Origin of the sequence: Pleionea sp. CnH1-48 (assembly GCF_024124665.1) — a bacterium.
GTDB lineage: Bacteria > Pseudomonadota > Gammaproteobacteria > Enterobacterales > Kangiellaceae > JAMXSB01.
In genome coordinates this window covers 62,034-77,012 of sequence record NZ_JAMXSB010000016.1, presented here as the reverse complement: position 1 = coordinate 77,012, position 14,979 = coordinate 62,034, and the positions used below count along the sequence as shown (strand labels likewise).

The following is a 14,979-nucleotide window of genomic DNA, read 5'->3' as shown; positions in this document are numbered from 1 at the left end:
TCAAGTATATGCGGGCAGCTTTTTTAATAAACCAGCAAGAGCATCACTGGTAAAAGAATAATAAGGATATTAGTATGAAGCCTTTAGTCATCTGGACTATTTTAATAAGTATATTTAGCCTTATCTTAAATATCGACCCTCATCCCCACGCAGGATACTTAGCTCAAATAGGCCTATTGTTTATTTGGTTAACGGGTGTAGCAGTTTATCTCCTCTTTTGGATACTTAGATCAGCCAATAAAAAAGACGAGCCCTCATAGTCAAACCTTAACCAAAGATAAGTAAAATATCGGTCTACCTCAGACTCTATGGCAAATAAAAAGAAAACCGAGTTCCCTTTCCCAATTCGCTATCAACCCTGATTTCACTATTCATTATGGCCAACAACTTTTTAGTAATGGTCAAACCAAGGCCTATGTGTTTAGTACGCTCTCCAGCAGCATTTTCGGCACGGTAGCTGACATCAAAAATATAAGGCAGCTCTTCTTTTGCTATCCCTTCTCCATTATCTTCAACACTGATAACCAGTCGTTTCGGCTCTCGTTCACTTTCTTCTATCTTCAAATTAATAAACCCGCCTGAACCTGTATGCCGAAGTGCATTTTCTACCAGATTGCTGAGTACTCGCTCTAATTTACCAATGTCTGTCTTAGCAGTGATATTGTCTTTCATCAAACACACATTAAGTTGAATATTTTTCTCAGCCGCCTGCATAGTAAACTTATCGCATAAATCATTCATCAAATCCGATAAGTTAACGGGCTCCAGATTCAAGGTCACCTGTCCACTTTCAATATGTGCCAGCTCAAAAATTTGATCAACCAACAGTTTAAGTTGTTGGGCATTTTTTAAAGCGCGTTTGATAAATGAAGCTCTTTGTTCATCCGTTATCGCTGCACCTCGCAGGTCAATGGTTTCGATGTATCCCTGTAAAGAAGCTAACGGCGTTCGTAAATCATGGGAGATATGCGACAAAACTTCTCTGCGCTGTGTATCCAGTTGTTGTAACGAGGAAAATTGCTGATTAATGTGAGCAATCATTTCGTTAAATGCGCACCCTAACTGATCAACCTCGCTACTTGATTTTTCGCACTTTAACAATGAGTCAACTTTTCCATCAAAACCAGCTTGCCGTATGTTTTCTACATTCTTTGTTAGTCGGCGTAATGGAAAAACAAATAAACGGAAAGTGAACATCAATACGAAGAAAAAGAATAAGATCCCTGCAATGACAACAGAAAAGGCAATGCTCAAATTGTGGTTAGCTTTTATGCTCTCAAAAACAGAGTCATATATTTGCCCACCAACAATGACATACATATATCCCTGTAATTGTTCCTCACGATAAATCGGTGCGGCGGAAAATATCTTAGCTTCGCTAAAACTTCTCGGATCATCACCGTAGATTGGTAAAGATGATGGATCGTCTAATAGCTCTAAAATAGGTTGCAATCGGACTTTTCGCCGCTTAATCTCACCCGGCTTAGCAGAATAATTACTCAACTGACCTTTAGTATCCAACACATAAAACTCAAAGCCAGGCCCAAGGATCATCATCGTATGAAACAAGTTCTTTAACGCTTTATAGTCAGTAGCACCATCCTTAAGCAACGGATTATCATGAACCAAATGATCAGCCAATCCCAGGTGCAGTTTTTGTTCGGCCTGATGACGGGATGCGACTTCCAGTTTTTGCACCCACCAAAAAATAAGCCCTACCATTGCAAAAAATACAATAAAGGTGGTTAATGCTAACTTATGATATAGCGATAACTTCAAAAATCACTACTCCTTACAATCACTCATGCCGCTTTAGCACAAAGATAGATACTTCGAATAAATCAAAACTCTACTCGCATTCTTTGGGATCAAATTTATACCCCACTCCCCATACTGTTTGTACAATAAGAGGGTTAGCGGCATCGGTTTCTAATTTACTACGTAGCCGATTAATATGAGAGTTTACAGTATGTTCGTACCCGTTATGTTGATACCCCCATACTTTGTCCAACAACTGAGAACGAGAAAAAACCTGGTTGGGATGAGCGGCAAAATAAAACAGCAAATCGAACTCAGTGGATGTCAACTCCAGAAAACGATCATTCCAGGATACCGTACGACTAATGTCGTCAATCATCAATCGCCCAAAACAAATCCGATTTTGCTCCGATGGTTCTTTCACACGAGCATCATTAAGCAAGTGCACTCTTCTTAGTTGTGTACGCACACGCGCTTGCAACTCTCGAATACTAAACGGCTTTGTCATGTAATCATCGGCACCTAATTCCAGTCCTACTACTCGATCGGCTTCCGATGAGCGTGACGTTAACATCAAAATAGCCTGCTCCGGCTTTTGCTCACGAATTTTTCGACATACATCCAAACCACTTAATCCAGGCAACATTACATCAAGTATAATAATGGCAAAGTTTTCGTTGAGGGCTTTTTCTAGCGCAGATTCTCCATCCTCACAATGATAGGCTTGCAAAGCCATATCTTCGAGATTAACCTTAATCAACTCCGCAATATCGCAGTCATCTTCTACGATAAGAACCGAATCTGCCATCTATTGGTACCCTCCATACCTGATTGCTCAATATGCACAATAGCCGGGCGGTGCCCGGCTAGTACTCATAGTTTTATAATAAACTGCATTACATAATAAGCAGTGGCGAAATTATATCAACGTTACTTTTGCTTACCTGAAAGACATTCAAACGTAAGCCAATATATTTCGACATTGCTATATCACTGCACTCGAGTAATTTCGACATTAACCAAAGGATTGTCAAAACGATGAGCATCTGACAGTACTGACAAGGTGAGTCCATCATCAGCACTTACGACACCTGGGTGTCGAGCAACAAAGTTAACATCGTTACGGGTCGCGTTATAACCTTCACCGCCATCAGCAGGCCCAGGGATGGTGCCAGCTAACTCACTGTTTTGTTCAGTACCAGCATCATACACCGGAGCACGCAAGCTCATACTGTCACCGACACCTAGCTGAGAAACCTGAACACGACTCACTCCTGCAAAAGCGTCATTGGTATTCACTAACATGGTCGCCAAGGTTAGGTAGGTGTAAACGGTCCCAGTGAGCGTTAAGATTACTGTTTCTGAGCCTCCAGGGGGAATAGGTCCAGTCCCGCTGGCGCCCATATCAACAAAGCTTAGTCCCAGAACATCAGCATTATCTCCACCTTCAGCAAGAACTTCTAACTCATTGCTGGCAGCTTCACCAAAGGTCCACAAACTACCCTCATCATGCAACAGTACTGCAACGGGTGATAAAGGTTGGCCATGGGTCAAATTGGTAACCGTAACATCATAACGAAACTCTTGTGGAGGCTGTAAAATAGGTGTCGTGTTATTGTTATCGCTACTGCAAGCAGCAAGCCCTAACAGCGCCATAGCACCCGCTAAACCACGAGCCAATGTCATTTTTAATTGAGGTTTCATAAACGCCTCCTTTAGTTAACAACAACCGTAACGCGCACGACAGGATTCAACCAACGATGAACTCGGTTATCTAAATCACTTTTACCAGCCGCCAAATCATCATCGCCCAAACTACCACGGTGAATGTGAACCGTCTGATTACCTTCGGTTACTGTTACGCCAGTACCATTGGTTCCAGTGTCGCCACCAGGTGCCGCAGGAATACCTAAAACCCCAGAAGCACCACTACCATTAACAATAAGCTCATTGTTAGCTTCGGTACCTGCATCATAGGCATTTAAATTAATAGTATAGGTGCCTGGTTCCGTTGGAATTTTCCAGGAGTTCAAACCAGCAAATCCATCATTAGTCGGTAACATCATTGCGGCAATCGATAGATAACCATTGCTTCCGGTATCTAATGACGTTGATGTTGAAGCAGCGGGCGCCAACAATCCGTTAGCAGGATTATTAACAACAACAGCGCCAGCAGCATCAAGATTAGCAACGACAGCCGAAGTATCACCGCCTTCTGCCAGAGCCTGCAACGCAGCGCTCGCCGCCTCACCAGTGCGGAAAATATAAGTACTATCATTGTGTCCTGCGACGACAAAAGGAGTGTAATAAATACCTTGAGTCAGATTAGTAATAGTCACATCAATATTTTGAGCGCTGACAAGACTCGCCCCCATTGTTAGTACGGCAGCACCAACATACTTTGTTAATTTCATAATAGTCTCCTGTTGAAAAACCACGCTTTTCTATGCATGTTATTTTTTTCATCGTATTTAACGATCAGTATCTGGATTTACCTGCGCAGGTAGTAGGCAAATCACAAGTCAAATCGTTACAAAAAATTCAACAAAAAATTAGCTTTGGACATTCAACTCAGAGCGCCGAAGGCCCAAGCTAAACATCCTATGCGAATGCATAAAGTTAAAAACCTGATTAAGAGACTAGAAGAAAGTTATGGCAAAATACTCACGTAAAAATCACAAAATGATCACAATATCAGAAGAGAAAAAAAGTTGTAACGAATGAAAAACTGGCGCGTCTAAGAAGGATATTTTTTGAAAGTGCCGATGCAGATATCCTATGACATTGGTTATAAAAAATCCAGTTATCCGACAAATTAATATCAGAACTTAAGATAAATATTGTCGCCAAGATGAGTATCGAGAATAGATAATAGTGTTTTATCGATGGAATCTCGTGCGCACGCCAATAAATTTCTCTACAATGCTACAAAAAGAATAACAACGATAACGTGATGGATAACAATCCTTTTCGACATACTATCGAAACCCCAAATCTGCTCCTCCTCCCAATACAGCATGATGACGAAGCCGTTTATTGTCATCTGTTTACGAGTGATGACATTATGAAATATATCGCTCCTCCCATTTCAACAGAAAAAGCCACTCGTAGTTTTCAGGCCGCGTTAAAAATGAACGAAGCCTATCCCACGGTGCGTTTTTTTTGGGCAATGAAAGATAAAAAATCGCAATCAACCATTGGCATTATGAGCTTGCTCTGGGGAAACAGCAACACCAAAGAGCGAATGGAAAAAGTAGAAGTAGGCATGTCTATCTGTCAATCTCACCAACAAGCAGGCATTGGCACAGAAGCCATGACAGGTTTAATGACAAGAGGCTTTAACTGTTTGAGTGTAAACAGTATTTTTGGTAAATCTTCACCTCAAAACTTGACATGTACACGCTTAATGACAAAACTAGGATTTATTAAAGAAGAATGTATCCATGATGATGGAACACTTTGGTTTCATTGGCTATTAAAAAAACAACAATGGTATCAGCATCCTCTTTATTTAAAGTATGCCAACCATCATCAATAATGATACTTAGTAACAAAAAAAAAATGGATCAGGAGAGAAGGTTTGAGTCAGTCAGGAAGTTTGGTGTGTGTAGGACTGGGAATGACCCTAGGCTCTCATATAAGTCCATTATCATCCAGTTATATCAAACAAGCTGATGTTGTTTTTGTTGGAGCATCAGACGGTATTGTTGAGTTATGGCTAGAAGAAATGCACAGCGATGTGCGCAGTCTGCAACCCTTCTATAAAGAAGGGCAATCTCGCCTTATAACCTATCAACAAATGGTTGATGCAATGATGCTTGAAGTCAGAGCCGGCAAAAAGGTATGCGGCGCTTTTTATGGTCATCCGGGTGTGTTTGCTTGTGTTCCTCATAAGGCCATTAGCGCAGCTCGTAACGAAGGTTTCACTGCACACATGGAGCCAGGTATTTCGGCAGAAGATTGCTTAATTGCTGACTTAGGAATTGACCCGGGCAAAGTGGGATGTCAGCAATTTGAAGCCAGCCAATTTATGTTTTATCACCGTCATATTGATCCATCAGCCTACTTAATTCTTTGGCAGATAGGCATTGCTGGCGATAAATCTTTGGCCAAGTTTTCAACCGGGCCAGCCTATCGAGAAGTATTAATAGAAATACTTTGTCAAGACTATCCCGAAGACCATGAGGTCATCATCTACGAAGCTGCTACTCTCCCCATTCATCAACCACGAATGGAACGCATTGCACTTAACGATTTAGTCAGTGCTCAAATCGAATCCTATTCTACACTAGTGATACCCCCTAGCCAGTCGCTTAAACCTAATAACGTCATAATCAAGCGTCTGGCAGAACTTGATAATTCACAACTCTAATGCAATAACTAACGCCATACGAAGGAGAAAAAAATGTCTCAAGTCATTAAGTTTTTAGAAAAACTAGGCCAAGATGCAACTTTACGTCACGCATCTAAAGAGCAGTTGTCAGAGGAGATCAATCAACTAGACGTTAATGACGAATTGCGTGACGCACTGCAAAATAATGATGCCGAAGCGCTAAAAAAACTGCTAGGCTCTCGTCCAGATGTGATATGCTTTATCGCACCAGCAGAAGACGAGCCTGAGAAAGAAGGCGACGATCAGCCAGATGACAAGATTCGTCAAGCAGTTAATTAACAGGAAATGAAACAAAATAATAACAAGTATTATCTTAAGTACTGGATCGTTTTCATTTCGATGCTTTTAATCAGCCCTGTTTGGGCTGATTCTTTAGAAGAAAACAATCAGATCCTCAAGCAAGCCGATGCCATTCGCAGCTCTGATCCACAAAAGTTTAGAGATTTGTTAAATGGACTCAGCCTCCGCACCGAAACCTTATCTCAAGAGCAAAAAAATTATTTAAACTACCTGCGTGGCTACGAGCGCGCGTTCGCAGGAGATATGGACACTGCTCTCATTCTTTTTAAAAAGGTTCTAGAAGAATCTGCCAGCTCTCTTCTGCGATTTCGCGCAGGCGCATCGATTGCCAACACCGCAGCGGTAACGCGCCATTTTACAGAAGGCTTAACCCATCTCGAGCAAACGCTCGATCTTCTTCCAGAAATACAGAATAGCGAAGCGCGCCAGCAGGGCCTACAGGTAGCCTCCATTTTATATAACCAAATGGGACAATATGAACTGGGTTTGCAATACGCTAACCGCTTATTGTCTGAAGCTCCAGAAGGCAGAAATCTCTGCATAGCCAAAATGTTGAAGCTAGAAGCACAATTTCAACTAAAAACTCTGGAACAAAATAACAAAGACATACAGTCAGGTCTCGACACCTGTAAAACCCATCGAGAAACGGTGGGAACGAATCTTATTCGCACTTATCGCGCCTCGCTGTTTATGGATAAAGGCCAGCACCAAGCCGCCCTTGAGTTGCTGAATCAACACATTACAGAAGTTACGGCAGCAAAATACCCTCGCCTCACTTCCGAGTTTTTCTATCTGCTAGCCAAAGCTCACTGGACCGATGACCGATTTGAGCTAGCTGATCGATACGCCGCCAGAGCGGTGAAAGAAAGCGAATCGTTAGGCCATACCTTACCCATCGTAAAGTCTTACGAGTTGCTCTACCAAATCGCCATGAAACAAAATGATCTTGTTTCTGCATTGGATTATCATAAAAAGCATGCGGTCGCAGACAAAGCTTATATCAATGACATTACCGCTAAACAGCTGGCATACCAGCTAGTCAGCCACCAGTCGATAGAGATGAAACGTCGAGTGGAGTTACTTGATAAACAAAATGAAGTCTTAAAGCTGGAAAAAAAGCTTTCTAATAAAGCGGCAGAAAACAATCGACTGCTTATCATCCTATTAGTCGCTATTATTGGTTTTATTGCTCTATGGGCTTATAAAACAAAACTGACTCAAGTGCGTTTACGCCGCCTTGCAGAATATGACAGCCTGACAGGGATCTGTAGTCGCCATCATTTTACTCAACGCTCTCAAAGTACTATCGAATATTGCTATAGCACTGAGCAAGAAATGGCGTTCATTCTGTTTGATTTAGATAAATTTAAAGTCATCAACGACAGCTTCGGCCATCCTACTGGTGACTGGGCATTAAAAAATGCAGTTAAAGCCTGCCAAACTCACACACGCAAAAATGACATACTTGGCCGCCTGGGGGGCGAAGAGTTTGCCATCTTACTACCTGGCTGTGATGTTGAAACCGCAGAAAAACTCGCAGAAGAGCATCGACGAACTATCGAAGTGATTGATACAACGGATTCAGGCCATAACTTTACCATCACCGCTAGCTTCGGTATCACGACTGCTAGCCGTTCAGGTTACGAACTCAAAGATCTGATAGCCGATGCTGACGAAGCTATGTACAAATCAAAACGAGATGGTAGAAACCGAGTTACTGTCTTTAGTTAAATCCTTGCCAGTCTTTTAATGAGCTTTATCGCTCTAATAAAAAAGCCCTTACGGGCTTTTTTATTATTTCCATTATATTTCATGAATGCCACATTCTCGTTTTAGTCCAAAGAAACGCGTCTCCTCTTCACTCATGCCTGCGGCAAAAGGCCGAGTGGTATGAACATCACCTATCGACACGTAACCTTTTTCCCACAAAGGATGATAAGGCAAGTCATGTTGCTTCAAGTAATAATGCAAATCTCGGTTGCTCCAATCAGCAATCGGATGCACTTTGAATCGCTGTTGCTGGGCACGAACAAAATCAATATGTTTTCTCGAATTAGATTGATCTCGGCGCAACCCAGCAAACCAGGTAGAACACTGAAGCTCCTCTAACGCCTGCTGCATCGGCTCTACTTTATTCAATTGATTATAACGTTCGATCCCTTCAACGCCCTGTTCCCATAACTGACCATAGCGAGCTTCTTGCCATGCAGGAGTTATCGGACTGCGAAACACTTTTAAATTTAGCTTCAAACGCTCAGCCAACTGATCAATAAACTGATAAGTTTCTGAAAAAAGATACCCTGTATCAATCAACATGACTGGAATGTCAGGTAAAGCCTGAGTTAATAGATGCAAACTGACCGCCGACTGGGCGCCAAAGCTTGATGCCAACACATGATGACCAGGCAAGGTATCTAATGCCCAGTCGACCCTCTGCTGTGCCGTCATTGATGCCAATCTGGTGTTAGCCTGAGCAAAATCAAACTCTTCGACGGTTAACGCTTTTTGTTGTAAACAATAGGAACCCATTGAGTTCTCCTCGGCAGTCATAGACTGTCCATCTATTCGCTAAACAGCTGCCTGATGTTGTAATTCAAAATGAAAGTCTTGCGGCGTTGCTGTCGGCGATACAATCCCTTTTCGTACAATAAAATCGCCAAACTTTTCGTCACTTTCACGTTGAGCAACATATTGTGCAAACAACTGATCCAACACGCGCAAAATTTCCTGCTCGCCAATGTTGTCGCGATACACCACGCCTAAACGCTCACCATGATGCCCAGCCCCCAAAAATAGATTGTATTTTCCAGGCCCCTTACCCACCAATCCAATTTCAGCCAGATAAGGACGGGCACAACCATTCGGACATCCCGTCATTCGAATCGTGATAGGTTGTGATTCTAATCCATGTTGCTGCAATAGACTTTCCATCTTATCGAGGAAAGTAGGCATATAACGCTCACTTTCTGCCATCGCTAAGGTACAGGTAGGTAACGAAACACACGCCATACCATGACGTCGAATATTCGAAACTTCTTCGCCTGTATTTAACCGGTACTGCTCTACTAAAGCTTCTACCTGTGCTTTGTTTTGCTCCGATATTCCAGCAATGATCAGATTCTGATTCGGTGTAATGCGAAAATCACCATCGTGAATTTTTGCAACTTCTCTTAACCCAGACATCAGCGGCCAATCAGGATGATCAGCAATTCGACCATTCTCAATATAGAGATTTAAATTCCACCGACCATCGTACCCTTTAATCCAACCATAGCGATCACTGTTGCTAATAAACTCATAAGGTTGGTTAGGTAACAACTTCCAACCTAGACGATCATTAAGCTCCTGTTTAAACCAGTCTATGCCACGAGTCGCGATGGTATATTTAAATCGCGCCTGCTTGCGCACTTCTCGATTACCAAAGTCTCGCTGAATTTTGACCACTTGCTCAGCAACGGCCAAAACTTGCTGTGGAAAACAAAATCCAATAACGTCTGCAGCTCGAGGATAAGTCTCTGTATCCCCATGAGACATCCCCATTCCACCGCCAACAGTGACATTAAACCCTGCCAGGCGTCCGTTTTGAATGATTGCGATAAAACCCAAATCATGAGCAAAGACATCGACGTCGTTATACGGCGGAATGGCCACAACCGTCTTAAACTTACGCGGCAAATAGTGCTTACTATAAATCGGTTCTTTTTCTTGATTGGTATCAACCTTGTCGCCGTTCAACCAGATCTCGTAATAAGCCTGAGTTTTTGGTAATAAATGCTCACTAATGCGCGCCGCCCAGTCATAAACTTCTTTATGCACTTTAGACTCAACCGGATTCGGATTACACATCACATTACGATTAACGTCACCACAGGCTGCAATTGAATCAAGCATGACTTGCTTCATTGACTGCATGGTCGGACGCAAATTATTTTTGATAATGCCATGTAGTTGAAATGCCTGGCGGGTAGTGAGACGTAACGTATCATTACCAAACTCATTAGCAATACGGTCCATGGCTAACCATTGTGCAGGAGAACAGATACCCCCCGGTACGCGCGCGCGCAGCATAAAACTATAGGCAGGCTCCAACTTTTGTTTGCGACGCTCATTACGCAAATCACGATCATCTTGCTGGTAAATACCATGAAACTTAATCAATTGCGTATCATCAGCAGCAACGGCACCAGTAACGGGGTTTGCCAAACTCTGTGCAATGCTGCCACGTAAATGTTGGCTTTTATCTTTAATGCCTTCTACAGGATTAAGCGATTGAACTTGTTCTTTTGTTAACGAAAACGTTTTTGTATCAGACATTAGTAAACATCCTTCTGATAACGAGCGCTCTGGCGCAGTTGTTGTAAATAGTCTTCGGCATAAGCAGAATCTTTGCCGGAGTACTCGCTGATCACATCAAGCAGGCTCGACTCAACCGCTTTTGCCATGTTGTCTTTATCACCACAGATATAAAGGTGAGCGCCTTGCTCTAGCCATTGGAATAGCTCTTGGCCCTGCTCTTTGATTTTATGCTGTACATAAACTTTGTGAGCTTGATCGCGAGAGAACGCCAAATCGATACGACTTAATAATCCTGACTTTAACCATTGTTGCCACTCTAGCTGATACAGGAAATCGGTTTGAAAATGAGGATTACCAAAGAACAACCAGTTACGCCCTTGAGTATCGACTGACTCACGCTGTTGCATAAAGCCTCGATAAGGAGCAATACCGGTGCCCGCTCCAATCATAATAATGTCGGTGTCGCCATTGTCTGGCAGTTTAAAGTGTTTGTTTTTTTCAACAAACACTCGAACCTTTTGGTCTTCTTCGGCTTCCACCAAAAATCGGCTCGCTGCGCCATAGTAGTGTTGTTCATCACGCACATCATCCACCAGGCCAACGGTTAAGTGAACCTCATCATCAACCGCTTCTTGACTCGACGCGATAGAATATAAACGCGGTGTGATTCTACGCAGCTGTCCTAGAAGCTCTTCTACTGACCAGCTCAATGGATACTTTTGGAGCAACTCAATCACTTGATGGTTTTTAATAAAGGCATTGAGTTCACTTCTTTCTTGCACAATTGCCTGCAAGGAACCATCACCACTTTTTTCGGCAACAAACTGAACCAACGCAGGACTAATTTGTGTTAGCTCATAATCAACAACCAATGCTTCTTTTAATCGCTTAGTTTGCTCTTCAACCGTGACTTCTTGTTCTCCATTAAGTCCAACGACCGCTAACACCTGTTCGACCAGAGAAGAGTGATTCTCGGGCCAAACTCCTAGCGAATCACCTGGTGCATAACTCAAACCTGAGTCTTCAAGAGAGATTTCAACATGAGCGGTTGTTTTTGAACTGCCACGACCAGTAAGGGGCTGGCTCACTAATAACTCAGCAGAAAAAGGAGTGAATTTACTGTAGCGAGACACCGTTTCGACAACGCTAAGTTGCGGCTTGGTTTCTTCTGACGCAGAAGCAGTGGCAGCCGCACTACTCACTTGCTCAACCACCTGCCCTGACCAAGCTTTGGCTTGTGAACGATAGTCAACATCACAATCCACACGCTCGAAAAGTCGCTGTGCACCCAGCTCACTGAAACGTTCATCAAAATCTTGACCTGTTTTACAGAAGAACTCGTAACTGGAGTCGCCTAAGGCCAATACTGCGAATTTAACATGGGACAAATCAGGCGCTTTTTTACCAAACAAAAACTCATGCAAAGGTAAGGCATCATCTGGTGGCTCACCCTCGCCGTGAGTCGATACGATAACAAACACCTGTTGCTCGTTCTTGAGCTGGCGGGCGTTGTAATCAGCCATATCCGCTAATCGAATATGAGAACCCTGTGGCTTTAACTGCTCATACAGTTCTTCTGCCAGAGCTCGAGCGTTGCCTGTTTGCGAGGCATATAAAATAGTAGTGGACTCGACACTTAACGATGGCTTTTGCGCTGAGAGGGTCTGCACATCTGAATTAGTAGCGGCTTGCAAGGTCTGAGCACCCGCACCCGCAGAAATCCCAGCCAAATAACCACTCAGCCAATTAACTTGCTCTAAGCTCAAGTCGCCAACCGCCGCCTGAATCTTGTCGACCTGCTCTTTAGTCAGGGGGCTTGCGAATTCTTGTAGTATGTTGGCCAGCATGCCAAAACGCCTTTATTTATCAATAGTGGCGTCCAGCATAGACAAGGCAGAAATGTCATTGAACTAAGCGATAGAAATGAGGGTATAACTGATACTTATATCCTTAATGGCCAATCCCTATAACCATTAAGATCAATAAGTTAGAAGCACTAAATATTATATTTTTTTGACAGCTCAGTTATCAATGCGTGAGTAGAAGTATCAATGCCATGCATCATTGCCGTTTCAAAAACGCCTTTTAAGATGCGCTTTTCATCTTCAGAAATCACACCATCTTCTAAAGCAAGAGCAAATAAGTGACGAATATCGTCTTCGCTGTACTTTCCATCGTCGATAAGAAAATCGATGGATTTCATTAACAAATCAATATGTCCCATTACATTATTATCCTGATCATTGGCGGTCGTGCATTCTACAGTGATCGCAGCCCTTAGCTCAAGCAAGCCTATAAAATCCCCAGAATCAGCCCTACCGCGACTAATACAAGCATGAAAGTCGTTAGACGACGCACAAAAGCAATTTTAATTTTTTCGAGATATTTGCGCGCCGTTAAGGTTCCGATAAAAGCACAAACCGTTGCAACCAATATATGAGGCCAATCTATTGCCCCGATAGAATCCGTTGCATCGACAGTGAGTAACAGAGTTCCATAAACCAGCAAACGCGTTGTATCAACCATAGTCGCTAACACGGCCTGAGTCGCGACAAATGTTTTAGGTGTTAAACCATAAGACAACAAAAACATAGAACGAAATGCGCCTTGATGGCCCGACAGGCCACCAAAGAAGCCAGAAATAATTCCCCCAACCGGTAGCCAACGAGGCGCCAATTGCTTCTTCTTTAATGTCGGCCAATGATCGATGGCGGTAAAGGCTAATATCAGTAGCCCTAAAGTAATATTCAAAGGCGTCGTAACAAAATCAACGGCAAACCATTGCCAACGAATATCCAACGTCCAATGGGCCAATTGCGATAATATCCAGGCACCGCACCAGGCAGCCGCGACAGCTGTTAAGCCAAAACGTAACACGACGGCCTTATCCGCATCACGGTGCATCAAAGACACTTTGAATAAATTATTAGCGCCATGAACCAAAGCCGTCGAAGCCACAGCCACAGGCAAAGGGAAGAAAAGCGCAAACACGGGCATCAGCAAGGTACCGAGCCCAAATCCAGAAAACATGGTCAAAATGGCGGTGAGCAAAGCGGCACAGCCCACCATCACAAAAGAAAGCATACCCGGTCCTGCTGGCAATTATTATTAATTTTAAGTGCTCTTATTATGCCAACAGCCTGCCGCTTATGGCAAAGTCAGTGCTCAATAATCATCATATTACCGACACACATCAGAAGGATTGGCCATTTGCTCGGACTGAAAACCTTGTAAGAAAGAAGCAATTGCCCGGCGCAAAATCTCTGACTTAGGAACACCAACGAGTTCGGCTACCGTCACCCATTCTTCTACCAAATCTCTCGGCAATTGTACCGATGCCATCTGAGTTCCTGGTGATTTTTTTTGTCGCCTGGCTTTCGCCGCCGAAATCGCTCTAGAAAGCAGATTAGTTTCCCGTGGAGTCAATTGGTTTACCACCAGCGAATCCACATACTCGCAATCCTTCAACCGCTCAATATCAATTTTAAAATTGAAGCCCTCTTTGCCTAATTTATTAATAAGCCAAGTTCGAGCATCCAGAATATTTTCATCAGTAATTATTAATCGTTTAGCCACAACAGATCCCCGCTGATATCACGAAAAGCAATAGGTGTAAGTGAACGAAGAACGTCTAAAGACGGCGACTAAGAATAGAAAACTGGCTATAAAAGCAGCTATTAAAAAGGGAATGGGTCAGGGCAGCAAAACATAAGTTTTTCATTACGTATTTTCCTTATTTTGTTTTGGTGACTCCCTGTCGTTGAATTTATTAAATCAAATCCCGTTTTTGTTTTCAACCAGTTTGCCGATACTTTTTTACATTTATTCAATAATTTAGTTCAATCTTACTCTGTCTTGTTGCGGCAACCGAAACCGCATATAACTAACAAAACTAAAATACAGTTTCATATTACCCTTCAAATACCACTCTGTGACTTATCAAATAAAAGAGATTCTTGAATTTCCAGATTCACGATCTCTTCCTTCATATTTTATGGATACAACAAAACGCATCATTCATTACCCAATGGGTACTCGAAAATGAGGATAATAAGAAAAATAGAGAGAAGGCAGGGTTAAATTACAAGCGAAAAAAAACCGCAGTTGATGCTGCGGTTTTTAAAAATAATGGTGGGTTGTGCAGGATTCGAACCTGCGACCAATTGATTAAAAGTCAACTGCTCTACCGACTGAGCTAACAACCCAACGCTCTGTTGATTTTGGATGTCGAA

The 14,979-nt window shown here is 42.7% G+C and carries 14 protein-coding genes and 1 tRNA gene; 4 read left to right on the top strand and 11 right to left on the bottom strand.

Going from position 1 to position 14,979, the window contains the following annotated elements:
- Nucleotides 1–306: 306 nt before the first annotated feature.
- The 4 genes from NH399_RS21630 to NH399_RS21615 all read right to left on the bottom strand — a co-directional run bounded on the left by NH399_RS21630 (nucleotide 307) and on the right by NH399_RS21615 (nucleotide 4,172).
- On the bottom strand, nucleotides 307–1,779 hold the full coding sequence (locus NH399_RS21630; protein ID WP_253043288.1) for a HAMP domain-containing sensor histidine kinase: 1,473 nt from the start codon (nucleotides 1,777–1,779) through the stop codon (nucleotides 307–309).
- A 70-nt stretch (nucleotides 1,780–1,849) separates the two neighbouring features.
- The gene (locus NH399_RS21625; protein WP_253043287.1) at nucleotides 1,850–2,566 is read right to left on the bottom strand and encodes a response regulator transcription factor; all 717 of its coding nucleotides are present in this window, start codon (nucleotides 2,564–2,566) and stop codon (nucleotides 1,850–1,852) included.
- 182 nt (nucleotides 2,567–2,748) lie between these two features.
- Nucleotides 2,749–3,462 (bottom strand): spondin domain-containing protein, encoded by a 714-nt coding sequence (locus NH399_RS21620; protein WP_253043286.1) that lies wholly within the window; start codon nucleotides 3,460–3,462, stop codon nucleotides 2,749–2,751.
- Between the two features lie 11 nt (nucleotides 3,463–3,473).
- Nucleotides 3,474–4,172, bottom strand: coding sequence for a spondin domain-containing protein (locus tag NH399_RS21615; protein WP_253043285.1), 699 nt, complete (start codon nucleotides 4,170–4,172; stop codon nucleotides 3,474–3,476).
- Nucleotides 4,173–4,711: 539 nt separating this feature from the next.
- On the opposite strand from NH399_RS21615, the gene NH399_RS21610 reads away from it, so the two are divergent.
- From NH399_RS21610 to NH399_RS21595, 4 genes are read left to right on the top strand one after another with little or no spacing between them, the layout of a single operon-like run.
- Nucleotides 4,712–5,296 carry a GNAT family N-acetyltransferase gene (locus NH399_RS21610; protein ID WP_253043284.1) on the top strand — a complete coding sequence of 195 codons (585 nt, stop codon included), beginning with the start codon at nucleotides 4,712–4,714 and terminating at the stop codon, nucleotides 5,294–5,296.
- A gap of 42 nt (nucleotides 5,297–5,338) precedes the next feature.
- Nucleotides 5,339–6,130 (top strand): SAM-dependent methyltransferase, encoded by a 792-nt coding sequence (locus NH399_RS21605; RefSeq protein WP_253043283.1) that lies wholly within the window; start codon nucleotides 5,339–5,341, stop codon nucleotides 6,128–6,130.
- A gap of 33 nt (nucleotides 6,131–6,163) precedes the next feature.
- The gene (locus NH399_RS21600; protein ID WP_253043282.1) at nucleotides 6,164–6,430 is read left to right on the top strand and encodes a hypothetical protein; all 267 of its coding nucleotides are present in this window, start codon (nucleotides 6,164–6,166) and stop codon (nucleotides 6,428–6,430) included.
- 6 nt (nucleotides 6,431–6,436) lie between these two features.
- Complete coding sequence (locus NH399_RS21595; protein WP_253043281.1) at nucleotides 6,437–8,182, top strand: GGDEF domain-containing protein; 1,746 nt, start codon at nucleotides 6,437–6,439, stop codon at nucleotides 8,180–8,182.
- A gap of 72 nt (nucleotides 8,183–8,254) precedes the next feature.
- On the opposite strand, the gene NH399_RS21590 is transcribed toward NH399_RS21595, so the two are convergent.
- From NH399_RS21590 to NH399_RS21560, 7 genes are all read right to left on the bottom strand, one after another.
- On the bottom strand, nucleotides 8,255–8,980 hold the full coding sequence (locus tag NH399_RS21590; RefSeq protein WP_253043280.1) for a phosphoadenylyl-sulfate reductase: 726 nt from the start codon (nucleotides 8,978–8,980) through the stop codon (nucleotides 8,255–8,257).
- 39 nt (nucleotides 8,981–9,019) lie between these two features.
- Nucleotides 9,020–10,765, bottom strand: coding sequence for an assimilatory sulfite reductase (NADPH) hemoprotein subunit (gene cysI / locus NH399_RS21585; RefSeq protein WP_253043279.1), 1,746 nt, complete (start codon nucleotides 10,763–10,765; stop codon nucleotides 9,020–9,022).
- Nucleotides 10,765–12,594 (bottom strand): assimilatory sulfite reductase (NADPH) flavoprotein subunit, encoded by a 1,830-nt coding sequence (locus NH399_RS21580; RefSeq protein ID WP_253043278.1) that lies wholly within the window; start codon nucleotides 12,592–12,594, stop codon nucleotides 10,765–10,767. The genes cysI and NH399_RS21580 overlap by 1 nt, the downstream gene beginning before the upstream one ends.
- Nucleotides 12,595–12,743: 149 nt before the next feature.
- On the bottom strand, nucleotides 12,744–12,971 hold the full coding sequence (locus tag NH399_RS21575) for a hypothetical protein (RefSeq protein ID WP_253043277.1): 228 nt from the start codon (nucleotides 12,969–12,971) through the stop codon (nucleotides 12,744–12,746).
- A 68-nt stretch (nucleotides 12,972–13,039) separates the two neighbouring features.
- The gene (locus NH399_RS21570; protein WP_253043276.1) at nucleotides 13,040–13,831 is read right to left on the bottom strand and encodes a sulfite exporter TauE/SafE family protein; all 792 of its coding nucleotides are present in this window, start codon (nucleotides 13,829–13,831) and stop codon (nucleotides 13,040–13,042) included.
- A 96-nt stretch (nucleotides 13,832–13,927) separates the two neighbouring features.
- Nucleotides 13,928–14,323 carry a hypothetical protein gene (locus NH399_RS21565; RefSeq protein ID WP_253043275.1) on the bottom strand — a complete coding sequence of 132 codons (396 nt, stop codon included), beginning with the start codon at nucleotides 14,321–14,323 and terminating at the stop codon, nucleotides 13,928–13,930.
- 553 nt (nucleotides 14,324–14,876) lie between these two features.
- A tRNA-Lys gene (locus NH399_RS21560) sits at nucleotides 14,877–14,952 on the bottom strand.
- Between the last annotated feature and the right edge of the window lie 27 nt (nucleotides 14,953–14,979).